Origin of the sequence: Amycolatopsis sp. MtRt-6, from assembly GCF_017308975.1 — a bacterium.
GTDB lineage: Bacteria > Actinomycetota > Actinomycetes > Mycobacteriales > Pseudonocardiaceae > Amycolatopsis.
In genome coordinates this window covers 40,449-61,779 of sequence record NZ_JADWPD010000018.1, presented here as the reverse complement: position 1 = coordinate 61,779, position 21,331 = coordinate 40,449, and the positions used below count along the sequence as shown (strand labels likewise).

The 21,331-nt window shown below is 71.4% G+C and carries 23 protein-coding genes; 12 read left to right on the top strand and 11 right to left on the bottom strand.

The annotated features are described in order from the left end of the window. Positions 1 to 18 precede the first annotated feature (18 nt). On the top strand, positions 19 to 804 hold the full coding sequence (locus I4Q55_RS27825; protein ID WP_206791715.1) for an SDR family oxidoreductase: 786 nt from the start codon (positions 19 to 21) through the stop codon (positions 802 to 804). Between the two features lies 1 nt (position 805). After that, positions 806 to 1,771: an aldo/keto reductase gene (locus tag I4Q55_RS27820; protein WP_206791714.1), complete on the top strand. Its 966-nt coding sequence runs from the start codon at positions 806 to 808 to the stop codon at positions 1,769 to 1,771. Here the strand turns inward: I4Q55_RS27820 and I4Q55_RS27815 are convergent. The 3 genes from I4Q55_RS27815 to I4Q55_RS27805 all read right to left on the bottom strand — a co-directional run bounded on the left by I4Q55_RS27815 (position 1,768) and on the right by I4Q55_RS27805 (position 6,122). Continuing rightward, on the bottom strand, positions 1,768 to 4,377 hold the full coding sequence (locus tag I4Q55_RS27815; RefSeq protein WP_206791712.1) for a CHAT domain-containing tetratricopeptide repeat protein: 2,610 nt from the start codon (positions 4,375 to 4,377) through the stop codon (positions 1,768 to 1,770). The two genes, I4Q55_RS27820 and I4Q55_RS27815, sit on opposite strands and share 4 nt — an antisense overlap. Before the next feature lie 100 nt (positions 4,378 to 4,477). Continuing rightward, the gene (locus tag I4Q55_RS27810) at positions 4,478 to 4,660 is read right to left on the bottom strand and encodes a hypothetical protein (RefSeq protein WP_206791710.1); all 183 of its coding nucleotides are present in this window, start codon (positions 4,658 to 4,660) and stop codon (positions 4,478 to 4,480) included. A gap of 322 nt (positions 4,661 to 4,982) precedes the next feature. Further along, a complete protein-coding gene (locus I4Q55_RS27805) occupies positions 4,983 to 6,122 on the bottom strand; it encodes a serine hydrolase domain-containing protein (protein WP_206791708.1) in 1,140 nt (379 codons plus the stop codon). 166 nt (positions 6,123 to 6,288) lie between these two features. On the opposite strand from I4Q55_RS27805, the gene I4Q55_RS27800 reads away from it, so the two are divergent. The 3 genes from I4Q55_RS27800 to I4Q55_RS27790 all read left to right on the top strand — a co-directional run bounded on the left by I4Q55_RS27800 (position 6,289) and on the right by I4Q55_RS27790 (position 8,818). After that, the gene (locus I4Q55_RS27800; RefSeq protein WP_206791707.1) at positions 6,289 to 6,654 is read left to right on the top strand and encodes a VOC family protein; all 366 of its coding nucleotides are present in this window, start codon (positions 6,289 to 6,291) and stop codon (positions 6,652 to 6,654) included. A gap of 76 nt (positions 6,655 to 6,730) precedes the next feature. Continuing rightward, a complete protein-coding gene (locus I4Q55_RS27795) occupies positions 6,731 to 8,401 on the top strand; it encodes a hypothetical protein (RefSeq protein WP_206791706.1) in 1,671 nt (556 codons plus the stop codon). Between the two features lie 15 nt (positions 8,402 to 8,416). Then, positions 8,417 to 8,818 (top strand): NUDIX hydrolase, encoded by a 402-nt coding sequence (locus I4Q55_RS27790; RefSeq protein ID WP_206791705.1) that lies wholly within the window; start codon positions 8,417 to 8,419, stop codon positions 8,816 to 8,818. A 486-nt stretch (positions 8,819 to 9,304) separates the two neighbouring features. Here the strand turns inward: I4Q55_RS27790 and I4Q55_RS27785 are convergent, their stop codons facing one another. The 3 genes from I4Q55_RS27785 to I4Q55_RS27775 all read right to left on the bottom strand — a co-directional run bounded on the left by I4Q55_RS27785 (position 9,305) and on the right by I4Q55_RS27775 (position 11,072). Continuing rightward, the gene (locus I4Q55_RS27785) at positions 9,305 to 10,042 is read right to left on the bottom strand and encodes a dihydrofolate reductase family protein (protein ID WP_206791878.1); all 738 of its coding nucleotides are present in this window, start codon (positions 10,040 to 10,042) and stop codon (positions 9,305 to 9,307) included. Continuing rightward, positions 10,039 to 10,602 carry a dihydropteroate synthase gene (locus tag I4Q55_RS27780; protein WP_206791704.1) on the bottom strand — a complete coding sequence of 188 codons (564 nt, stop codon included), beginning with the start codon at positions 10,600 to 10,602 and terminating at the stop codon, positions 10,039 to 10,041. Before I4Q55_RS27780 ends, I4Q55_RS27785 begins: the two co-directional genes overlap by 4 nt. Positions 10,603 to 10,772: 170 nt before the next feature. Further along, positions 10,773 to 11,072: a YciI family protein gene (locus I4Q55_RS27775; protein ID WP_206791703.1), complete on the bottom strand. Its 300-nt coding sequence runs from the start codon at positions 11,070 to 11,072 to the stop codon at positions 10,773 to 10,775. 212 nt (positions 11,073 to 11,284) lie between these two features. Here I4Q55_RS27775 and I4Q55_RS27770 point away from each other — a divergent pair, with 212 nt between their 5' ends. From I4Q55_RS27770 to I4Q55_RS27750, 5 genes are read left to right on the top strand one after another with little or no spacing between them, the layout of a single operon-like run. Continuing rightward, positions 11,285 to 12,193, top strand: a complete 909-nt coding sequence (locus I4Q55_RS27770; RefSeq protein ID WP_206791702.1) for a hypothetical protein — start codon at positions 11,285 to 11,287, stop codon at positions 12,191 to 12,193. 33 nt (positions 12,194 to 12,226) lie between these two features. Further along, positions 12,227 to 13,411 carry a histidinol-phosphate transaminase gene (locus tag I4Q55_RS27765; RefSeq protein ID WP_242546866.1) on the top strand — a complete coding sequence of 395 codons (1,185 nt, stop codon included), beginning with the start codon at positions 12,227 to 12,229 and terminating at the stop codon, positions 13,409 to 13,411. An 11-nt stretch (positions 13,412 to 13,422) separates the two neighbouring features. Further along, positions 13,423 to 14,349, top strand: a complete 927-nt coding sequence (locus tag I4Q55_RS27760) for a phosphotransferase enzyme family protein (RefSeq protein WP_206791700.1) — start codon at positions 13,423 to 13,425, stop codon at positions 14,347 to 14,349. Between the two features lie 29 nt (positions 14,350 to 14,378). After that, complete coding sequence (locus I4Q55_RS27755; protein WP_206791699.1) at positions 14,379 to 15,068, top strand: TetR/AcrR family transcriptional regulator; 690 nt, start codon at positions 14,379 to 14,381, stop codon at positions 15,066 to 15,068. A gap of 26 nt (positions 15,069 to 15,094) precedes the next feature. Continuing rightward, positions 15,095 to 15,943 carry an LLM class F420-dependent oxidoreductase gene (locus I4Q55_RS27750; RefSeq protein ID WP_242546865.1) on the top strand — a complete coding sequence of 283 codons (849 nt, stop codon included), beginning with the start codon at positions 15,095 to 15,097 and terminating at the stop codon, positions 15,941 to 15,943. Here I4Q55_RS27750 and I4Q55_RS27745 read toward each other — a convergent pair whose 3' ends face one another. Both I4Q55_RS27745 and I4Q55_RS27740 read right to left on the bottom strand, forming a co-directional pair. Beyond that, on the bottom strand, positions 15,944 to 16,672 hold the full coding sequence (locus I4Q55_RS27745; RefSeq protein ID WP_206791697.1) for a nitroreductase/quinone reductase family protein: 729 nt from the start codon (positions 16,670 to 16,672) through the stop codon (positions 15,944 to 15,946). Between the two features lie 197 nt (positions 16,673 to 16,869). Beyond that, positions 16,870 to 17,685 carry a hypothetical protein gene (locus I4Q55_RS27740; protein ID WP_206791696.1) on the bottom strand — a complete coding sequence of 272 codons (816 nt, stop codon included), beginning with the start codon at positions 17,683 to 17,685 and terminating at the stop codon, positions 16,870 to 16,872. A 61-nt stretch (positions 17,686 to 17,746) separates the two neighbouring features. Here I4Q55_RS27740 and I4Q55_RS27735 point away from each other — a divergent pair, with 61 nt between their 5' ends. Then, positions 17,747 to 19,270, top strand: coding sequence for an AMP-binding protein (locus I4Q55_RS27735; protein WP_206791693.1), 1,524 nt, complete (start codon positions 17,747 to 17,749; stop codon positions 19,268 to 19,270). A gap of 48 nt (positions 19,271 to 19,318) precedes the next feature. Here the strand turns inward: I4Q55_RS27735 and I4Q55_RS27730 are convergent, their stop codons facing one another. Then, entirely contained in the window at positions 19,319 to 19,558 is a 240-nt protein-coding gene (locus I4Q55_RS27730; RefSeq protein WP_206791692.1) for a hypothetical protein, read from the bottom strand. On the opposite strand from I4Q55_RS27730, the gene I4Q55_RS50230 reads away from it, so the two are divergent. Then, positions 19,542 to 19,664 (top strand): hypothetical protein, encoded by a 123-nt coding sequence (locus I4Q55_RS50230; protein WP_277991976.1) that lies wholly within the window; start codon positions 19,542 to 19,544, stop codon positions 19,662 to 19,664. The genes I4Q55_RS27730 and I4Q55_RS50230 overlap by 17 nt on opposite strands. Here I4Q55_RS50230 and I4Q55_RS27725 read toward each other — a convergent pair. After that, positions 19,661 to 20,767, bottom strand: coding sequence for an epoxide hydrolase family protein (locus I4Q55_RS27725; protein ID WP_206791691.1), 1,107 nt, complete (start codon positions 20,765 to 20,767; stop codon positions 19,661 to 19,663). The genes I4Q55_RS50230 and I4Q55_RS27725 overlap by 4 nt on opposite strands. Then, positions 20,764 to 21,309: a dihydrofolate reductase family protein gene (locus I4Q55_RS27720; RefSeq protein ID WP_206791690.1), complete on the bottom strand. Its 546-nt coding sequence runs from the start codon at positions 21,307 to 21,309 to the stop codon at positions 20,764 to 20,766. Before I4Q55_RS27720 ends, I4Q55_RS27725 begins: the two co-directional genes overlap by 4 nt. Positions 21,310 to 21,331 lie beyond the last annotated feature (22 nt).

The window sequence follows — 21,331 nt, the reverse complement described above, 5'->3', positions numbered from 1 at the left end:
GAAATACCTGGAGCCCGCGTGGAACTGACTGGACGCGTGGTCGCGCTGACCGGCGCGGCACACGGAATCGGGGCCGCCATGGCCCGCCGCTTCGCCGCGGAAGGCGCGGCCGGGGTGGTCGTGTCCGACGTGGACGCCGACGGCGCCGCGCGGGTGGCGGCCGGGATCACGGCCGCGGGTGGCCGGGCCGTCGCGGTGACCGCCGACGCGACGTCCAAAAAGGACCTGAAGGCCCTGGTCGCGACGGCCCGCGCCGAGTTCGGCCGCATCGACGTGTTCTGCGCCAACGCGGGCGCGGCGTTCGGCACCGGCGTGCACGCGGCCGACGAGCAGTGGCAGAAGTCGTGGGAGATCAACGTCATGCAGCACGTCCACGCCGCGCAGGCGGTGCTGCCGTCGATGCTGGCACGCGGCGAGGGCTACCTGCTGATCACCGCGTCGGGCGCCGGCCTGCTCGGCATCCCCGGCGACGCGCCGTACTCGGTCACCAAGCACGCGGCGGTCGGGCTCGCCGAGTGGCTGGCGGTCACCTACCGGCCGCGTGGGGTGCGGGTCAGCGCGCTGTGCCCGCTCGGCGTCCGGACTGCGCTGCTGGAGCCCGGCATCGCCGCCGGGCACCCGGCCGCGCTGGCCATCGCCGCGGCGGCCCCGCTCATCGACCCCGAAGACGTCGCCGAAGCGGTCGTGCGCGGCCTCGGCGCGGAGGAGTTCCTGATCCTGCCGCACGAATCGGTGCGGGAGTCGTTCGCGCGCAAGGCCGGCGCGGTCGACGCGTGGATCGACGAGATGGCCGTGGGAGGCTGAGGTGGAGTACCGCAGGGTCGGCGCGAGCGGGCTCGCCGTCAGCGAGATCGCCTACGGCAACTGGCTGACGCACGGCTCGCCCGGCTGCGTCGCCGCGGCGCTGGACGCCGGCGTCACGACGTTCCACACCGCGGCGGCCTGGGACGGCGGCGCCGCGGAGGCCGCATTCGGGGCGGCGTTCGCCGGCGTGCGCCGTGACGACCTGGTGCTGTGCACCGGCGTGTTCTGGCCGGAAGGCCCGGGCCCCAACGACGCGGGCTTGAGCCGCAAGCACGTGATCGCGTCGCTGGAGGGCTCGCTGCGGCGGCTGCGCACCGACTACGTCGACGTCTACCAGCTGCTGCGCTTCGACTACCGCACGCCGGTCGCGGAGACGTTCCTCGCGCTGTCGGACCTGGTGCGGCAGGGGAAGATCCGGTACGTCGGCACGTCGGAGTGGACGGCCGAGCAGCTGCTGCAGGCCCACGAGGCCGCCGCGCGCCACGACGTCCCGCTGATCGCCAACCAGCCGCACTATTCGATGCTGTGGCGGGTGCCCGAGGCCCAGGTGATGCCGGTGGGCGCGCGGATCGGCGTCGGGCAGTTCGCTTCGGTGCCGCTCGCCCAAGGCGTGCTGACCGGCAAGTACCGGGCCGGGCGGATCCCGGTGGGGTCGCGCGGGGCCGGGCCGTCGTCCGCGCGGCCGTTGCTCCTGCCGGAGCTGCTGGAGCGGGTGGCGCTGCTGCGCGGCGTCGCCGACGACGCCGGCCTGACGATGGCGCAGCTCGCGCTGGCGTGGACGTTGCAGCACGAGAGCGTCGCGGCGGCGGTGGCCGGCGCGAGCACGCCGGAGCAGGTCACCGAGAACGCCAAGGCCGCCGGCGTCCGGCTCGACCTCGACGTGCTGACCCGGATCGACCAGCTGCTCGGCAGTTTCGTCCAGACCGACCCGCGGCTGGTGTGGTCGCCCCCGGCACAGCCGGTCTAGCCGGCGCCGAGGCAGACGAAGGGGCGCCGGAACGGGTCGACGGCGATCGCGTCGGCCAGCGCGAGCGCCGGGCTCTCGCGGACGGCCAGCGCGCGGTAGTAGTCGTCCATCGCGGCCGCCGATGCGAGGTCGCCGACGCGCGACAGCGGCGCGATGACCGTCCGGGAGCCGCTGGCCAGCAACGCACTGGCGAAGCCGAGGGCCTCGTCGCCGGGCCGGATCCGGTTCATCGCGAGTTCGCAGGCGGCGAACACGACCTGCCGCGGCGGTTGCCGCAGCCCGGCCATCTCGTGGCCGAAGAGGGCGCCGTCGGCGAGTTCGAGCCGCGAGAACAGCGCGTTTTCCGGCTCGTGCGCGCCGTGGGCGGCGAAGTGCGCGAGCTTGGCGCCGTCCATCGCGCGCAGCACGGATTTCACGGTGGCCTTGGCGCCGGTCATCGTCGTCGCGGTGCGGTAGTGCGTGGTGAGCTTCTCGAGCTCGGCACGGGCGCCGGCCAGGCCGGGCCCGCGGACGAGCACGATCTTGCGGGCCCGCGAAGACTTCGTCAGCTCGGCGGCGAGCCACGCGGTCGCCGAGGGGGCGACGACGGTCGGCCGCCCCCGCAGGCCGGGCAGCACGCCCCACGGCACGGCGTAGAGCGGCCCGGTCGGGACGATGACCAGTTCACGGTCGCCGATGGAGTCGGCGAGGGGCTGGATGATCTGGGTGTCGAGCTTGTCGGCCTGCTTGCGCGCGGAGGTCATGACGACCTCGGCGAGCCGTTCGGGCAGGTTGTCGGGCGCGAGGGCATCGAGGTCGACGTTGAGCACGCGCGCGGACTCGGCGGCGGCCCCGGCGGACCCGAGCCGCACGAGCCGGCACTCACCCCCGGCCACGACGACGGCGACGAGCTCGTCCCCGGAAGCGGCAAAGCTGACCATGGCCCGCTCGCCCAGCCGCGCGACGACCTCGTCGAGCCCGGCCACGGGCCGCGGCCGGCCCCACCGCCCGGTGTGCCAGCCGAGCCGCTGGGCTTCCCGCAGCCGTTCGTTGTACTTGGCCCGCAGCCCGGCGATGGGATGCCCGTCGTGCTGGGCCTCCTGGATGGCCTGCCCGAGCCCCCGCACCTCGGCAACGCGCGCGGCGAGCTCCGGATCGGTCCCGGCGGAGAGGGGTTCGTAGCGGTAGGTCTGGGCCCGCGTCCGTTCGAGCCAGACGAACAGCCGCCGGGCATCGTTGCGCTCCAGCACGAGCTTGACGGCGAGATCGGCGAGCTCCTGCCCGTGCAGGGCGGTCCCGGAGACGAGATCGAGCCCACCCATCCGGTCCCGGACGGCGTCGAGCTCGGTGAGCCCGGACCGGATCTCGGTGAGCGCCTTGGCCCGGTCACCGTGGGCAACGGCGAGTTCGGCCCGGCAGAGCCGCCGAAGCATGCGGTAGTCGATGGGGGTGAGCTGCCCGGGCCGCGGAACCTTCCGCAGGGTCTCGACGGCCCGCTTGAGATTGCCGCGGCGGATGTCCAACCGGACGGCGAGCATCCGCGCGGTGGCGGCTTGCTCGGTCAGGCGGGGGACAGGCAGTGTCTCGGCGGTCCGGATCGCCCGGTGCGGCAACGCCGCCGGAATCTCCCCGGACCGCAGCGCTTCCCGGACATCCGCCTGCAAGCCGATGATCTTCGCGTTCCCGACGCAGGTCTGGCAGCCCACCTTGAGCATCCGGCGCCGGGCGGATCCCGCCATCTGCCGGGCGAGCGCGAGATCGTCCGCCATCAGGGCGGCCTCCGCGCGGTGCAGCTCGATGTAGGCCAGCTCGCGGGTGACACTCGGCTGCGACTGCATCGTCGTCATGAGGTCGTCGAGGTGCTCCCCCGCCTCCCCCGCCAGGCCCGCGGCCAGCAGCGCCTCGGCCTGTTCCAGCCTGAGCTGGGAGGGCACGACGAGATCGAGCGCTCGATACGATCGCTCGCTGACCTCGTACAGGCGGAGCGCCTCCGGCACGTCGCCGGTCCGCAGGGCCAAGGTGCCGAGGAACCGGCGCCCGTCCGCCGCGTCGGCACGCAGCTCGAACTTCTCCGCGAGCTCGACCGCGCGGTTGAGGTCGTCGCGAGCCTGGGTGACGTTGCCCAGCTTCGTGTGGACCCATCCTCGAGCAGCCAGGGTCTGCACCAGGCCGACCATCCGAGGCTCGGGTTCCGGGGTGTGGTCGAGCCAGTAACGCCGGTGCTCCATCGAAGCCCCGAAGTACTCGAGGCTCTCTTCGTTCCGGCCGACACTCATCAGCCGGGCCCCGTAGTTGTGTTCCAGCGCCGCGCTCAGCTCGGCGCGCACCACCGGATCGACCACCCCGTTGATCAGCAGGCGGACGTCGTTCAACCCGGCCAGGCCGGCCTTGAAGTCTCCGGTGATCTCCGACGTGAGTGCCACGAGCGTGCTGGAAAGCCGGATCCGCGTGACCATCCAGTCGGTGTGGTGCTCGGGTGCGACCGGATACATCGCGTCCAGCAGGCCCATCCCCTTGCGGAGGAGACGGACACCTTCGTGAAAACGCCCGAGGCACGAGACGTCCGAAGCGGTCTGCTGGAGTTTGCGGACCCTGTCGATGGTCTCGGACGGGTCCAGCTTTGTCACAGGCACTCTCCTATGACAGCACAGGCGAAAGCAGAACGGAGCCCGCCTACCGGTCAAAGATCGGCAGGCGGGCGGTCACCGGGTCACAGCTTGGTGAAGCTCAGTTGACCTTCTGGTAGCACGGCGGCGCGCAGTTCGGCGTCACGACCGGCTCGTCCTTCGACTTCGCCGGAACGTGGTCGATGTGCACCCAGCCGTGCTCGTCCGCCTCCGGGACCACCGGGCCGGCCTGCTCGATCGGCTCCGGAACTTCCTCGGGCTTGACATCCGTGGGCGTCGACATGGTCGATCTCCTCTCCCCTGGGGATCTTCATGGGGACGCGGCCGTGACGGTGAGTCCCCCTAGTCGCGGGGCCCTCTCCCCGCGAACGGCCCAATAGTTTCACATCGGAGCAATGATCGGGAGAGTTTTCGCTACGGAAAGTCAGACCCAAGCGCGTGAGCTGGCTTGATGTCTCGATCGGAACGTCCTAACGGGTGAAGTCTGTAACGACGTCCACTCCGGACGTGCATCGACGCTGGTCGAAGCCCCCTCCAGACCGCCGGCCGGCACGTGTTGCTCCGGGTACGGAACGTGACCGCGGCCGGCGGTCCTGTTTGGACGGCTAGGCCGTCGCTGCCGCATGGACCGCGCGGACCAGGCGGGCGTTCTCCGGGGCCGCGCCACCCGGGAAGGCGAAGCGGCGGCGGTTGTAGCCGTACGCGAGGGCGCTGCGCGGGTCCGCGAACGCCAGCGAGCCGGCCGCGCCGCTGTGGCCGAAGGCGCCCTGGCCCAGCACCGGGTAGTCGTCCGAGACGATCGCGAAGCCGAGGCCGAACGCGTTGTGGTTGCGCGTCGCGAGGTCGTCGCCGATCGAGTGGATCTGCGCGAACTCCGCCGCTGTCTCCGGACGCAGGAGCGGCTCCGGGCCGCTGATCACCGCCGCGTACATGCCGGCCATCCCCCGTGCCGACGCGACGCCACCCACCGAGGCCGGGCTCAGCTGCCGGACCAGCTTGATGTTGGGCAGGTCCCACAGCTCGGGTGCCTTCGGGTGGTTGCGGTTGAAGGCGATGCCCGTGATGCTGTCCGGCCCGGTCGCGTTCGCCTCCAGCTCCGCCAGCTGCTCCGGTGTCGGCAGCATCGGCTGGGTGGTGAGGAACCGAGGCTCCAGCTCCTCGGGCAGCCCGAGGTAGAAGTCCAGGCCGAACGGCTTCCGGACGCGCTCCTCGTAGTGCTCCTGGATGCTCCGGCCGGTGACGCGCCGGACGACCTCGCCGGTCAGCGCGCCGATCACCAGCGCGTGGTAGCCGAACGCCGTGCCGGGCCGCCAGTACGGCCGCTGCGGGGCGAGCCGCTCGGCGATGACGCGGTCGTCCGCGAGCTCCTCGGTGGAGAACCCGTCGTCCGCGCCCACGACGCCGGCGCGGTGCGCGAGCACGTCCCGCAGGGTGACCCCGCCCTTGCCGGCGGCGGCGAACTCCGGCCAGTAGTGGGCGACCCGCTCGTCGAGGTCGAGCACGCCGTCCTGGACGAGCAGCGCGACCACCAGGTGCGCGGCGCCCTTGGTCGAGGAGAAGACGCCGGTCAGCGAGTCGCCGGTGATGGCGGGACCGGTCCACAGGTCGACGACGCGCTCGCCGCCGACGTGCGCGACGAGCTGGGCGGCGTAGTCGCCACCCTCGTCGGCCGCGACGGCGGCGAACTCCTCCCGGACGGACTCGAACCCGGCGGCGACGGTCCCCTGGACGTGCTCGGACGACATGGCAGCTCCCTCAGTGATCGCGACATCTGCGTCAGGATCCAACCGCCGCGCTGCCGAGGTATTCCGGTTCCGGCCGGTGCTCGAATCCAAGCCGCCGATCGGCTACTCGGACGCGGGCACCTCCGGATCGCGGTAGAAAACCCGCCTCGCGGGTACCAGTCCGATCATGAAGCTGACCTCCACCGTGCTCGGTACGCCGGAACCCCGTGCGCTCGCCGAGTTCTATTCGAAGCTCCTTGGCTGGCCGATTCGCACCGACGAACCGGAGTGGGTGACGCTGCGCCCGGACGACGGCAGTGCGGGGTTGTCGTTCCAGCTGGAGACCGGGCACGTTCCGCCGGTGTGGCCGCCGGCCGACGGTGCGCAGCAAATGCAGCTGCACCTCGACATCGAAGTCGACGACCTCCAGGAGGCGACGGCGGTGGCGACCGCGGCGGGTGCCGTGGTCGCGGAATTCCAGCCGCAGGACGATGTCCGCGTCTGCTTCGATCCGGCCGGGCACCCGTTCTGCCTCTGGACGCGCACAGGGTGACGCCCCGCGTTCGAACGGTCACAGGATCCGCTATGTTCGGCTGAGGTCCTGTTCCCGGCGAACGGAGTTGAGTCCTGTGGGGGTGCACCGGATCTGGCACCACGGACTGGTCCCCACCGAGGGAAAACGCCCCCTGGACGCGTTGCGCAGCAGGCTGATCAGCCGCCAGCGGCAGCACGACGACTACACGGTCACCGATCTCGGCTCGTCCGACGACGGCGGTTCGCGCCGGTGCGACCTGAAGTTCGCGTACGCGGGTGGCGACGGCCGCTACTCCGTTCAGGTATTGCTTTCGCTGTGCTACCGCGCCGGCGAAGACCGGGTGACGTGGCTGCTGTCCGCGGCGTGCACGCGGCCGTGGCGCAGCTGCCACGAAGCGCCGGCCCACCGGATCGGCCTGGAGGAGCTGGGCGCCAGCGGCAACGACGAAATCCCGATCGAAACGCCGGTGCTAGCGATGCGCGGCTGGTCGCGCAAGGAATGCGACCACCTCGCCGACCTGCTGGCCGAGGCGCTGATGGCGCCGTGGCGCTCGTCGGCCCTGCTGGTGCTCACCGAGCCGCCGACGGTGCCGGTCGAGGGCTGGCCCGGGCTGGTCAACGTCTTCGACGTCGACAACCGCTTCCGCCACACCCTCAACCGGCACCTTCCGCTCGGGTGCGCGGTGCCGCTGGGCGCGCGGCTGTACATGCCGCCGTGCGATCAGCTCCCGGACTTCGTCGTGACCGCCAGCCCGGTGTCCAGTGAGGTGTTGCAGGGGGTGATCACGCGGCTCCTCCAGACCCGCGGCCGGACGCCCCTGCCCGAGGAGTGGGCGGACGTGCCGAGCGTGCGTTCGTGGTACGAGGCCGACCCGTTCGCTTCGCCGGAGCGCGAGCCCGACGCCGAACTGGTCGAGAAGCTCGACCGCGCCGAGCGGGAGCTGGCCGAGGCGCGGGGCGTGATCACGATCCTGCGGAAGAAGGCCAAGGCCCACGCCGAAGAACGCGACCGGCACGCCTGCGAGGTGAAGACGCTCCGCCGCCGCCTCGAGGACGCGTGCGCGACCGACGTCGCCTGCCTGCGCGGGCAGCTCGCGCAACTGGAGGCGGAGGTGGACGACTACGCGCGGGCGTTCGAGGAGACGGAGGCCGAGCGCGACGAGCTCCGGCGTGTCAACGGCCTGCTGGCGGGCCGGCTCGCCCGCCACCACGACGCCGACGACGAAGTCGCCGCCGCCGAGCGCCCGCCGGAGGACTTCCCCAGTTTCGCCGAGCTGATCGGCGCGGCAACGGTGTCGCTGAAACACCTCGCCATCACGGCCGAACCGGCGCCGGCCGCGATCCTCGACCACCATCCGAAAGCCGCCGCCTGGCGCCGCAAGGCGTGGGACGCGCTCCGCACCCTCGACGCCTACGCGGAGGCCCGGACGTCCTTGCTCGACGCGGGCCAGGACCCGGGCCCCGAGCTTTCGGACGTGCTCGCGTTCGCCCGCACCGGCCAGCCGGGTTCGCTGATCAGCGCGAACATCATCGCGCTGGCCGAGTCGGACACGGTGACCACGAACGAGCGGCTCCGCCAGGCCCGGACCTTTCGCGTCGATCCCCGGACGAACCCGGCGGGCCGCGACTACTTCGGCGCCCACATCGCCTTGGAGCGCTTCAAGGCGCCGGCCCCGCGCCTGCACTTCCTCGACGACACCGACCGCACGGGCACGGTGTACGTCGGGTACCTCGGCGCCCACCTGCCGACGTCGAAGACCAACTGAGCGAGAATCGCGCGCATGACGGAGATCGCACACAAGCACCTGGCCTACTGCTGGATCGCCCGCGGCGACCGGGTGCTGTTCCTCCGCCGCGGGCCGGGGGTGTTCCTCGCGGGCGGGTGGGAGCTGCCCGGCGGCACGGCCGAGCCGGGCGAGCGCTTCGAGGACACAGCGACGCGCGAAGCGGCGGAGGAGACCGGGCTGACAGTGCGCGTCACGGGCGAGCTGGCGCGCGACGCGTGGCCGGACGTGGCGGGACGGCCCCTGCGCATCCACGCTTTTGTTTACACGGTGGAAGAAGAGGGAGCCGGCGAGGTGGTGCTCAACCCTGCGGAGCACGACGACTTCGCCTGGCTGACGCGGGCGCAGGCTCGGGAACTGCCACTGCCGGACCACTTCCGGCGGCTGCTCGATCGGTAGGGGTTTTCCTTGGCGCAGCACCGGGTTGCGATGCTGCCGGGGTCTTCGAGTGCTGGTCATGTCTTCGACCATACCCGAACAGGTGTGCGAAGGTCATCGCTGGATCGAGTGAACTCCGAAGTGGACGTGACCGGCGGATTCCCTTGTGCACAACGGAAAATGTTCAGCGACCGACGGATACCGGCGCCTCAACCGGTTCACGCACGGCCTTCCGCGGTGCCACGGCCACCGGAGCGGGCACGAACGGCAGGTCCCCGCAGGACCGCTCGCGCCCGCGCCTCGGACATGAACCGGTCGATGCGGAAGATCAGGGCGAGTGCGGCCACCGGGACGTGCGAGATGGCGCTGAGCGTGGCGGCCAGCGCGATGAACCCGGACGGATATTGACTGCATTGCAGGCGTTGGCCGAGGCGAATGCTCTGGCCGACTTCGATACCTGGCCTAGGGTGCCCCCGATTTCAACGCTACCGCAGGGGACCGACAAAACTAGCGTCGTGCCAGGTACCGCAGCAAAACACTGGCTCCGTCGGTGAGCACCGAAGCCAGCTCCAGCTCCGCCGGATCGACGGCCGCGCCGAGAGATGCCCGGCCGGCCGTGCCCGCCACCAGGAACGGCGCCACCGTCAAGCGGAACTCGTCGACCACGCCCGCCTCGATCAACGCACCGAACAGCCTTGGCCCGCCTTCGCAATCGATGCGGCCCAGGCCTTCGGCCACCAGTGTCGACACCACGCGCTCCGGCGGCACCGCCGTCTCGCCCACGACGAACACCCTCGCACCGTTCGCCGACCAGGCCGCGCGCAGCTCCGCCGGTGCCGCCGAAGACGTGAACACCAGTGTGGGAACCGCCGCCTTCGTGATCACCGGGGCGTCCGGGGGCAGGACGCGGCCCGTTGTCACCACCGCCACCGGGGCGATCGGGGCCAAGCCGAACCTGCGGCGGCGGTCGGCCGTGGCCGCGTCCGGGCGCATTCCCTCGAAGCCCTCCGCCATCGCCGTTCCCGCTCCCACCAGGACCACGTCGGCCAGGTCGTTGCCGAGGCGGTAGACCACCCTGTCCGCCGGCGTCGACAGGCCCGCCGAACGGCCCTCGACCGTGATCGCGCCGTCCGTGCTCGACACGAAGTTCACCGCCAGCCAACGGGGGTTCGCCGGGTAGCTGTACAGCCGCTCGAGGTCGGCGTCGGCCAGGTCGCGGGGGGACGGCCAGACCTCGCGGATCACTCCCACCGGACCGCCTTCGCCGGGGGACGCGTGCCCGCGATGCTCGCCGCCATCTCCGCCGCGTGACGCACTCCGCGGACGTGCTTCGTGCTGATGATCGCCACCCCCGCCGAGGCCGCGAGCGCCGCCACGGCCAGCCCGCCGGGCGTTCCGTCGCCGGCCACCGAGGCCAGCACCGGCACCTCCCCGGGCGGCATCGACCGGAACTCCCCGATGTCCACGACAACGGACAGACCGGGCACGGAAGGCACCGCAGGAGCCGCGTAACCCGCGCCGTGGCGGGCCGCGATCTCCGCCAGGTCCGCGCGCGCCACGATCAGGTCGGCGCCCGCTTCGCAGCCGGCCTCGGCGACCGACGGGTCCGCGGTGTCCACCCCGATGACGAGGCCGGGAAAAACCGCACGCGCCCGGGCGACAAGGGAAGCGTCGGCGAAACTCACGAGATCGGCGCCGTCGGCGACGGCGGCACGGGCCGCGGGGAGCGACTCGACGGCGGCCAGCACCAGCGCGCGGTCACTGCTCAACCGGCGGCCCCGGAAGACGAGGTCGGGGGTTTTCATCGCACTCTCCCTGGCTGGACGTCCTTCGCGATCATAAGCCAGCGGGTGCGCGTTCTTCGCCGTCAGGTGGCGGGGCTTCATCGCCGGGCCACCCGACTCGACGGCTGTGACATCCGGGGCTTCGCCCCGGGCCGGGGGCTCCGCCACCCGGACCCCCGGAGAACCGGTTGTCAGGAGGCGATGGCCTCGTTGATCGCCAGCAACTCCTGCGCGGTGCGCGTGGCGGTGAACTCGATGACGTCGTACCGGGCGAGCCGCTGGACCACGAACGGGTCACTGGCGAGCACGGCGTCGAGCTTGCCGCGCAGCACCGGGCGGACCAGTATCACGTGGTCGGCCACGCCGTTGCCCTTTCCGCAAACCAGGAACAATCCCTTCGTAAATTGTTTGCGCACCCAGTCCGAATGGTCCGGAAGTGCGTAGTCGACTTCTGTTTCGGGCGCCGTGTAGGTCAGCAATGCGATGTACATGTTTGCAGGGTAGAACGCCCCAGCCCACACCGCATCCGCCTGGCGAGTGGCACCGGACACGCCTTTCGTTAATATTCCGTCAAGAAGCATGGAATTCCTTTACCGCCGCCTTTTCGACACACTCGTCGATTGCCGTACGCGCCTCGTCGTACGTCCCGGTGTCGCCGTCGGGCCGACGCGGCGGCACCCCGGAGACCGCGACACTCCGAGGCATGAACGCACTGACCCGGATCTGGTACGACGGACGGCGAGCCGAGCGGATCGCCTACGCCGTCGGCGCGGCACTGTTCGTGAGCGGCGTCGCGCACGCACTCGTGCTCATCGCCACCGGCGGCTCGTGGCTGGGCCCGCTGTCGATGCGCAAGGCCGTCACGTTCGGCCTGTCGTTCGGGCTGACGCTCGCGTCGGTCGCCTGGGCGACCTCCTTCCTCACCGTGCGGCCGCGGCTGCGCAGCCTCCTGCTCGGCGCGTTCACCACGGCGAGCGTCGCCGAGGTCGTGCTGGTCAGCATGCAGGCGTGGCGCGGGGTGCCGTCGCACTTCAACTTCGAGACGCCGTTCGACGACGTCGTTTCGATGACGCTCGCCGCGGGCGGCGGCGTGCTCGTCCTGACCGTCATCGGCTTCACGGCCGCCGCGCTCGTCGAGCCCGGGCCCGCCGCGCCGAGCCTGCGCCTGGCCGTCCGCGCCGGTCTGGTCGTGCTGCTCGTCGCGCTGGGCACCGGTGCGGTGATGATCGGACGCGGGGTCGTCGCGGCCCGCGGCGGCGACCCGCAGCTGGCCTACACGACCGCCGGCGCGCTCAAGCCGCTGCACGCGGTCGCCATGCACGCGATCCTGGTGCTGCCCGCGCTGGCCTGGCTGCTGCGCTTCACCCGCCACTCCGAAGCGCACCGGCTGAACGTCGTCCGGATCGCCGTCGCCGCCGACGCCGTGCTCACCGCCGTGATCGGTGTCGAGTCCTTCGCCGGCATCGACCCGCTCGCCGCGCCGTTGCCGCTCCTGCTGCTGTCCGCGCCGGCCGCGGCCGTGCTGGCGGGTACCGGAATCCACGCCGTGTCCGGCATTGAACCGGCCGTCCGATTCGTACGTGTCCTCAACGGGAAGGCAAGGGGCCGGTAAAGCGGCGGACGGAGAACACGCGTGCGGCACGGTATGACCACGACCCACGGCCTTTTCCAGCAGAACAAGGCCCACAGCCCGTCGTTCTTCTCCGTGGCCAGGGCGATGGGGCAGCACGCGGACGACCTCGCGGACTTCTGCATCCCGTGCAACCCGTACTTCCCGACCGACGAGATGTTCGGCGAGCTCGAACGCAACCTCCGCACGATCCTCAAGTTCTACCCGAGCGATTCCGCCGCGATCACCGCGCAGCTGGCGAGCGTGCTGCGGCTCAACCCGTCGACGATCTCGCTGGCCAACGGCTCGACCGAGCTGATCACCTGGATCGACCAGCTGCTGGTCGGTTCCAGCGTCGCCGTGCCGATCCCGACGTTCGGCCGCTGGACCGACCAGCCGATGGAGACCGGCAAGCGCGTCGACATGTTCCTGCTGAAGGAAGCGGACGGCTTCGAGCTGCGCGTGGACGAGTACATCGACTTCATCAAGCGCCGCGGCTCCCGGGTCGCGGTGCTGTGCAACCCGAACAACCCCGACGGCGGGTACCTGCCGCGCCGCGAGGTGATCCGGTTCATGGACGCCCTCGAAGACCTCGACCTGGTGGTGATCGACGAGTCGTTCATCGACTTCGTCGAGGTCGAGCGGAACCCGTCGGTGGCCGCCGAAGCCGTCGTCCGGCCGAACGTGATCGTGCTGAAGAGCCTCGGCAAGAACTTCGGGCTGCACGGGATCCGGTTCGGCTACCAGGTCTCGAACCCCGCGCTGACCCGCAAGCTGTCGGCCGCGCTGCCGAAGTGGAACCTGAACTCGCTCGCCGAGACCGTGATCTTCATGCTCGCCGAGCACCGCGCGGAGTACGAGGACAGCCTGAAGAAGCTCGCGCTCGACCGGTTCATGATGCACTCGCAGCTCGGGCAGTTCCCGGAGCTGACGGTGTTCCCGTCGCAGGCGAACTTCCTGCTCGTCAAGCTGCCCGCGTCGGTCGACGGCGCCGAGCTGTGCGACTACCTGCTCGCCGAGCACCACCTCCTGGTGCGCCAGTGCGGCAACAAGATCGGCATGACCAGTCAGTTCATGCGCTTCGGGGTGCGGCCGGACACCGAGGTCGAGCGGCTGGTCGAAGGCCTGCGCGGCGTGGACCGGCTGGGCGGGCCGCGGCACACGACGCCGACCATCGAGCTGGTCTCGCACGCCCGCGAGCCGGAACGGTCGATCAGCTGAGCACCTGGGCGATGGCCGACTTCCAGGCGAACAGCCGGCCGTTCGCCGAGCTCGACCGCGCCGGCCGGACGCGTCGCCTGCGCCGGCTCGCCGAAGCCGCCTTGACCGCCTACGCCGTGCCGGTGGCCCGCCTGACCCCGCTGGCCCACGGGCACAACACGACGTTCCGCGTCGACGGCGCGGACGGCGAGCGGTACGTGCTGCGCGTGCAGCGGCCCGATGGCCCCGGCGTCGCGCAGGTGCGGGCCGAGATGGCCTGGCTGACGACGTTGCGCCGCGAAACCGGCCTCGTCGTCCCGCAGCCGGTGCCGACGCGCGCGCGGGACCTGGTCACCGTGGTCGCCGACCCGGCGGTGCCCGAGCCGCGCACCTGCGTGCTCTGCCACTGGGTCGAGGGCCGGTTCGTCGACGAGCGGCTCACCCCGCCGCAGCTGTACGCGGTGGGCGAGTTCACCGCGCGGCTGCACCTGCACGGCGCCCGGATGAACGGCCTCGACCGCGGCCGCGTCGACGACCTGACCGAGTTCGGCCGCACGCAGGTCGACGGCTTCTCCGCGGCGGTCGTCGACCGGGCCGTCGCGGCGGCCGGCGGCGACGAGCGAATCCGCAAAACGGTGGCCCGCGTCCGCGCGGTGCGCGCCGAGCTGGGGTGCGGCGCCGACGTCTTCGGCCTGGTGCACGGCGACCTGCACCAGGACAACTACCTGCTGCACCGCGGCCGGGTGCACGCGATCGACTTCGACGACTGCGGGTACGGGCACTACGCCTACGACCTCGCCGTCGCCTCCGCCGCGCTCGCCCGCCTGCCCCAGCGCCACGAGCTGCAGGAGGCGCTCCTGGACGGCTACCGGTCGGTCCGGCCGGACGCGGCCACGACGGACGCGGGCGTGCTGGCCGCGTTCGCCGCGCTCCGGCGGGTCCAGCTGCGCCTGCGCTGACCGCTACAAATCGTCGTTACAATTGCTACATGGCCGGACGATCGAGCAACGCCACCAGTACCCGCGACCGCCTGCTGCTGGCCGCCGGCCAGCTCCTGCACGAAGCCGGCGACGGGCCGGTGTCGACGCGGGCGATCTGCGAGCGCGCCGGTGTCCAGGCCCCCACGCTGTACCACCACTTCGGCAGCAAGCAGGGCCTGCTCGACGCCGTCGTGAACTACGGCTTCACCCAGTACGTCCAGGCGCCGGACCCGGACGGCGACCCGGTGGACCGGATCCGCACGGGCTGGGACAGGCACGTCGAGTACGGCCTGGCGCACCCCGCGTTCTACGTGCTGCTCTACGGCCAGATCGAGCCGGGCGTCCCGTGCAACCTCACCTCGAGCGCCGAAGCGATGCTGCTGGAGCTGTTCACGCCGTTGGCGCGCGACGGCCGCCTGCGCGTCGAGGCGGCGGAGGCCGCGCGGCAGTTCGCCGCGGCCAACAGCGGCGTGACGCTCAGCCTGATCGCGCAGCCCGAGGAAAGCCGGGACCTGGCGATGTCCACGCAGGTCAGGGAGGCGGTCCTGGCCGGGCTGCTCGCCGACCGCCCGGCCGAAGGGTCGTCCGTGAGCGCCCTCGCTGTCGCTTTGTCGACCGCGCTCGAGGAGGACGACCGCGCCCTGACCCCGACCGAACGCCTGATGCTGCGGGAGTGGCTGCACCGGCTGGCGAACTGATCGCTACATTTGCTACATTGCTCGTTATGATAAATGTATCGAGCAAGTTCGGCCTGTTCCTCGCTCCGCACCGCGACGACGCGACCCGCAAGGAACAGGCGATCGCGGCGGACGAGCTGGGGTACGGCACGGTCTGGCTGGGCACCGGCCGCAACTCGGTCGGCGACCTCGCGTTCGTCGAAGACCTGCTCGCCGCCACCGAGCGGATCACCGTCGCCACGGCGATCGTCAACATGTGGGTCGACGAGCCGGAAACGCTCGCCGCGTCGTACCACCGGCTCGCCGGCCGCTACGGAAAGCGCCTGCTCCTCGGCATCGGCGTCGGCCACCCCGAGTCGGTCACCGAGTACCGCAGCCCGTACGCCAAGATCGTCGACTACCTCGACCGGCTCGACGCGGCCGGTGTCCCCACCGAAGCACGGGTCCTCGCCGCGCTCGGCGACCGCGTGCTGAGGCTGGCCGCCGAGCGCACCGCGGGCGCGCACCCGTACCTCGTGCCGGTCGGGCACACGCGGCACGCGCGAACGATCCTGGGCGCGGGCAAACTGCTGGCTCCGGAGCACAAGGTCGTGGTGGACGACGACCCGGTGGCCGCGCGCGCCATCGGCCGGCCGTACGTCCAGACCCCCTACCTCGGTCTCCGCAACTACGTGAACAACCTGCTGCGCCACGGGTACACCGAGGCCGACGTCGCCGGCGGCGGCAGCGACCGCCTGATCGACGACCTCGTCCTGCACGGCACGCCGGAGACCGTCGCCAAGGGCCTGCTGTCCCATGTGGACGCCGGCGCCGACCACGTGGCCGTGCAGGTGCTCGGCCCGTCACCCGAGGTGGAGCTGGTGAACCAGCGGCGGCTGGCCGAAGTGCTGCTCTGATCAGCCGGGCGCGGGCAGCAGGACGTTCAGCGCCGTGACGAGCGTGCGCTCCTCGTAGGCGAAGTGACTGTCCAATGCCGACTGGAGGCGGTCGAACTCCGCGCGGAGCCGGACCGGGTCGGTTTCCTCCTCGACGAGCCGCTCGATCTCCTCCTGCAACCGGGCCACGACGACGTGCTCTTCGTCGAGCTTGTCCAACGTGGGCTTGAGGGCCGGGAACCGCTCGGCCAGCACCGGGAAGATGTTCCTGGCCTCCCCGGTGTGGTGCCGGGTGAGCGCCGTGCAGAAGCCGGCACACCGCGTGCGCAGCTGCCGGGGGACACCGCAGGCCAGCTCGGCGCGCATTTCCTTCAGCTCACCGCGCAGCCAGTCGTGCATCTCGACGAGCCAGTCGCCCATGCGGCGCGCGGTGTCGAACCGGTGCAGCTCGACGACGGGCAGGATCCGGGTCGTGCGCGCCTGGTAGTCCGCGAACCCCGGTTCCCGCTCGATCACTTCGGCGAACAGCTCGTCGCGATCCGGCGGGAGAGCGGCCATCGCCTCGAACATTTCGGTGTCCGTTTCCACCAGCACGAGCGGGTTGCGCCGGATGTTGTGGTACCAGGCCGGGTGTTGCGGCGCGCCCATCGCCGAGGCGACGACGACCAGCCGGCCGCCGATGTCCAAGGCGCCCAACGGAACGCGGTGCTTCCGGCCCGTGCGGGCGCCGGTCGTGGTGAGCATGATCAAGCTGGGTTGTCCTTTCCGATGAAGAAATCACCGGAGGCCGAGAGGGCGACACGGAGGGCACACCTCTGCCGGGGCAGGCAGAACGTGTCGAGCTCAAGGGGGCTTGGTAGCCACTACCTCCGTGTGTCGGCCCATCCGGGGCGCACCTGGCACGTTACCGACCGGGCCGGCGGACGGCCATCCCTTAACTGCATAGCTCAGCGGGCGGCGTCGGCGGCTTTCCGGGCGGCGACGGCGGCCGCGTCGGCTTCGTCGAAGGCCGCTTTCGCCGTCTCGAACTCCGCCTTCGCCCGCTCGGCCCGTTCCTCGGCTTCGGCCAGGCGTTCGCGCAGGTCGTCGACGCGGGCCGTGGCCTGCTCGGCCGCGCGCTCGGTGCGAACCAGGTCGCGCTCGGCCACTGCCCGATCCTTGTCGCGCGCGGCGGCTTCCCTGCGCAGGCGCTCGCGTTCGGCACGAGCCCGCGCCCGTTCCTCTTCCTCGCGCCGGTGGTCGCGTTTCGGCCGGGCCGGCTCGGCCTTGTCCACCAGCTTCCCGGTGACCGGCGGGACGCTCGCGGCGAGGCTGAACCACTGGTCGGTGTCCTGGTGCGCGACCGACGTCAGCCGTCCGGCGAGCGCCAGCGCGGCGGTGTCCGGGTCCGCCGCGACGGCCTCCAGGGTCGCCTCCACCTCGCGGGACACCGTGTCGCTCATCGACGGCAGCTCGTGCAGGACCCGCCGCACCAGCTCGCCGCGGCGGCGGGTCAGCGCGCGCAGCTCGTCACCGGCCAGGCGGGTGTGCGCGTCCCGCAGCTCCGCACCCAGCTCGGCCAGTTCGCGCAGCCGGCCGGAGTCGTCCCCGGCCAGGCCGTTGACGATCGCCGCGGCCGTGGTCGGCTTGCGAAGCTGCTGGATCCGCTTCGCGAGCTCGGCGTCTCCCGCGGCCTTCGCGGCCTTGGCCGCCGCGTTGCGCGCGCTGACGAACTCCGCGAGGTCGCCCCCGTAGAGCTCGCCGGCCACCGTGTCGAAGTCCATCGCGGTCCAGCGAACCACATCGGACTGGTGCGGGCACCCGGTGAAGGGTCATCATCGAGGGATGTTCTTCGATCTGGGTGTCCGGGACTTCCTCGACCGCGCGGAAACGGTGTACCCGGAGCGCGTCGCGGTGGTCGACGAGCCGGACCAGCCCGCGCCGAGCTGGGGTTCGCTCACCTACCGCGAGGTCGCGCGCCGGGCCCGCGCGCAGGCCGCCAACCTCGACGCGCTGGGCGTGCCGGCCGGCGGCCGCGTCGCGATCGTGTCGCACAACGCCGCGCGGCTGCTCGTGTCGTTCTTCGGCGTGTCCGGCTGGGGCCGCGTCCTGGTGCCGGTCAACTTCCGGCTGGCCCCCGCCGAGGTCAAGTACATAGTGGAGCACTCCGGCGCGGAGGTGCTGATCGTCGACCCGGAGCTGGAACACCTGCTGGACACGGTGACGGCGAAGCACGTGTTCGTCCTCGGCCGCGACGACGAAGCCGTCTGGGGCGGCGACGGCACACCCCGGCCCTGGGCCGGCGACGAGTCGGCCACGGCGACGATCAACTACACGTCGGGGACGACCGCGCGGCCGAAGGGCGTGCAGCTCACCCACCGCAACATCTGGCTGAACGCCGTCGTCTTCGGCCTGCACACGACGTTGAGCGACAACGACGTCCTGCTGCACACCCTGCCGATGTTCCACTGCAACGGCTGGGGCATGCCGTACGCGGTGACCGGCCTCGGCGGGCGGCACATCGTGCTGCGGAAGGTCGACGGCACCGAGATCCTGCGGCGCATCGACGAACACGGCGTCACCATCCTCTGCGCCGCGCCCGCGGTGGTCACGGCGGCGCTGGACGGCGCGGCGCAGTGGGGCGGCGAGATCCCCGGCCGCGACCGCGTCCGGATCGTCGTGGCCGGCGCGCCACCGCCGACGCGCACGATCGAGCGGGTCCGGGCGGAGCTGGGCTGGGAGTTCATCCAGATCTACGGGCTCACCGAGACCGCGCCGCTGCTGACGGTCAACCGGATGCGCAGCGAGTGGGCGGACCTCGACCCGCACGAGCAGGCGCGGCTGCTGGGCCGCGCGGGAACGCCGGCGCTGGGCGTCCGGATCGCCGTGGCCGGCGACGGCGAGGTGCTCGCGCAGTCGAACCACAACCTCGACGGCTACTGGGAGAACCCCGCGGAAACCGCCCGGGTCACCGAAGGCGGCTGGTTCCACACCGGCGACGGCGGCGCCTTCGAAGACGGCTACCTGACGATCGCCGACCGCAAGAAGGACGTGATCATCTCCGGCGGCGAGAACGTGTCGTCGATCGAGGTGGAGGACGCGCTGAACTCGCACCCGGCGATCCGCGAGGCCGCGGTGATCGGCATCCCGGACGAGAAGTGGGGCGAGCTGGTGACGGCGCTGGTCGTGGTCGAGGGAGAGGTCACGGCGGAGGAGCTGATCCAGCACTGCCGGGGGTACCTGGCGGGGTACAAGTGCCCGAAGCGCATCGAGTTCCTGGCCGCGCTGCCCCGGACGGCCACCGGCAAGATCCAGAAGTTCAAGCTGCGGGAGCCGTTCTGGCAGGGACAGTCGCGGCAGGTCAACTGAGGCTCTTTCGCGCCGGGATGGCGAGGCACGGGATCAGCGCCACCAGCGTCAGGCCGGCGCTCCAACCGCCGCTGGCCCGGCCGCGCCGCCCTCGTGCGCGAGCTCGCCGGGCGCGTCGAGCAGATCGGCATCGACGTCGCCACCGGCTTGCTGAGCGAGCTCGAAGAGGTGCCCGAGGACGTCAAGCTGATCGTCCCCGGCGCCTTCGAGCAGGTGATCGAGCGGGCGAGGGCCCGCGGCGAGTTCACCGATCCCCGACGCCGTGCTCGCGATGCCGGGCGCGCTCATCCGCTACCGCATGCTCGTGGAGCGCGCCACCCCCGCCGACCAGGCGCTCGAAGAGATCGCGACCCAGCTCTTCCTGCCGCTCGTCCGGCACCACGCTTCGCGCTAGCGGACCAGCCGGAAGAACGTCCGCACCTCGCCGGCGAACAGTTCGGGCTGCTCGTACGCCGCGAAGTGACCGCCGCGCGGCAGCTCGTTCCAATGCCGGATGTCGGTGTACCTGCGAGCCGCCCAGCGCCGCGACGGGCGTGGCATTTCCGCCGGGAAGATCGAGCAGCCCGTCGGAACGTCGACGGTGTCGTCCGTCGCCTCCGAGAACCACTTCTGGACCTTGCGGATGCTCTCCCAGTACAGCCGGGCCGAGGACGCCGCCGTGCCGGTGAGCCAGTACAGCGTGATGTCGTCCAGCAGCTCGTCGCGGGTGAACGGGAAGCCGTCGGACCAGGCGTGGAACTTCTCCACCAGCCAGCCGCACAGCCCGGCCGGGGAGTCGAGCAGGCTGTAGCCGATCGTCTGCGGCCGGGTCGACTGCAGCACCGAGTACCCGTCTTCCCAGCGTTGCGCGTTTTCCAGTGCTTCCAACGCTGTCCGCTCGGACGGCGTCAGATCATCGAACGTCGCCGGGTCCGGTGCCGCGATCGGCGGGTTCAGGTGGATGCCGGCCAGGTGCGCCGCGTCCTGCTGGGCCAGCGACGTCGTGATCGACGTCCCCCAGTCGCCGCCCTGCGCGCCGTAGCGCGAGTACCCCAGCCGGGCCATCAGTTCCGCCCAAGCGGTCGCGATCCGCTCGATGCCCCAGCCGGGCACCGACGGCTTGTCGCTGAAGCCGTAGCCCGGCAGCGACGGGATGACCAGGTGGAACTCTTCGGACAGCGGCTCGATCACCTTCGAGAACTCGAGGAACGAGCCGGGCCAGCCGTGCGTGAGGATCAGCGGGAGCGCATCCGGATCCGGCGAACGCACGTGCAGGAAGTGGATGCCGATCCCGTCGATTTCGGTGCGGTACTGCGGAAACCGGTTCAGCCGGGCTTCCGTGCGGCGCCAGTCGTATCCCGCGGCCCAGTATTCGCACAGCGGACGCAGGTACGCCAGCGGCGTGCCCTGGCTCCAGTCTGCCACCGGCTCGGCCTCGGGCCAGCGTGTCCGCCGCAGCCGCGTGCGCAGGTCGTCGAGGTCGGCCTCGGGGACCTCGATCCGGAACGGCGTGATCACGCCGGCACGTAGGTCAGCTGGACGACGCCGTTGCCGAACGTCGCCGATTTCTTCAGTTCCACCGGGAACGACGGCCCCGTCTCGGGGAACAGCCGTTTTCCGCGGCCCACGACGACCGGGTACAGCAGCAGGTTCAGCTCGTCGACCAGCCCTTCGGCCAGCAGCCACCGCACCGCCGTCGGGCTGCCGCTGGTCATGATGTCGCCGCCGGGCCCGGCCTTCAGCGTCCGGACCGCCTCGGCCGGGTCGCCGGTGAGCAGCGTCGAGTTGTTCCAGCCGGCTTCGGACAAAGTCGACGAAAGCACGTACTTGCGCACGCTGTTCATGAACTCGGCGCCTTCGTCTTCTTCGACGGTCCGGCCGGGCCACGCCTCGGCGAAGCCTTCGTACGTGACACGCCCGAGCAACATCGCGTCGGCGGCGGCCATCCCGCTGCCGACCGCCTGGCCGATTTCGTCGCTCCAGTACCGCAACGACCACTTGTCCGGCGCTTCGACCACGCCGTCGAGCGAGATGAACAGGTTCGAGACGATCTTGCGCATGGGCCCCCTTCGGTCGGGGTCC

Bases quoted from the DNA above. Each gene is read 5' to 3' on its own strand.
- I4Q55_RS27735 (WP_206791693.1), top strand. From the start codon at position 17,747: ATGTTCTTCGATCTGGGTGTCCGGGACTTCCTCGACCGCGCGGAAACG.
- I4Q55_RS27740 (WP_206791696.1), bottom strand. From the start codon at position 17,685: ATGGACTTCGACACGGTGGCCGGCGAGCTCTACGGGGGCGACCTCGCG.
- I4Q55_RS27765 (WP_242546866.1), top strand. From the start codon at position 12,227: ATGACCACGACCCACGGCCTTTTCCAGCAGAACAAGGCCCACAGCCCG.
- I4Q55_RS27770 (WP_206791702.1), top strand. From the start codon at position 11,285: ATGAACGCACTGACCCGGATCTGGTACGACGGACGGCGAGCCGAGCGG.
- I4Q55_RS27730 (WP_206791692.1), bottom strand. From the start codon at position 19,558: ATGAGCGCGCCCGGCATCGCGAGCACGGCGTCGGGGATCGGTGAACTC.
- I4Q55_RS27760 (WP_206791700.1), top strand. From the start codon at position 13,423: ATGGCCGACTTCCAGGCGAACAGCCGGCCGTTCGCCGAGCTCGACCGC.
- I4Q55_RS50230 (WP_277991976.1), top strand. From the start codon at position 19,542: ATGCCGGGCGCGCTCATCCGCTACCGCATGCTCGTGGAGCGCGCCACC.
- I4Q55_RS27755 (WP_206791699.1), top strand. From the start codon at position 14,379: ATGGCCGGACGATCGAGCAACGCCACCAGTACCCGCGACCGCCTGCTG.
- I4Q55_RS27810 (WP_206791710.1), bottom strand. From the start codon at position 4,660: ATGTCGACGCCCACGGATGTCAAGCCCGAGGAAGTTCCGGAGCCGATC.
- I4Q55_RS27805 (WP_206791708.1), bottom strand. From the start codon at position 6,122: ATGTCGTCCGAGCACGTCCAGGGGACCGTCGCCGCCGGGTTCGAGTCC.
- I4Q55_RS27780 (WP_206791704.1), bottom strand. From the start codon at position 10,602: ATGAAAACCCCCGACCTCGTCTTCCGGGGCCGCCGGTTGAGCAGTGAC.
- I4Q55_RS27800 (WP_206791707.1), top strand. From the start codon at position 6,289: ATGAAGCTGACCTCCACCGTGCTCGGTACGCCGGAACCCCGTGCGCTC.
- I4Q55_RS27775 (WP_206791703.1), bottom strand. From the start codon at position 11,072: ATGTACATCGCATTGCTGACCTACACGGCGCCCGAAACAGAAGTCGAC.
- I4Q55_RS27750 (WP_242546865.1), top strand. From the start codon at position 15,095: ATGATAAATGTATCGAGCAAGTTCGGCCTGTTCCTCGCTCCGCACCGC.
- I4Q55_RS27790 (WP_206791705.1), top strand. From the start codon at position 8,417: ATGACGGAGATCGCACACAAGCACCTGGCCTACTGCTGGATCGCCCGC.
- I4Q55_RS27720 (WP_206791690.1), bottom strand. From the start codon at position 21,309: ATGCGCAAGATCGTCTCGAACCTGTTCATCTCGCTCGACGGCGTGGTC.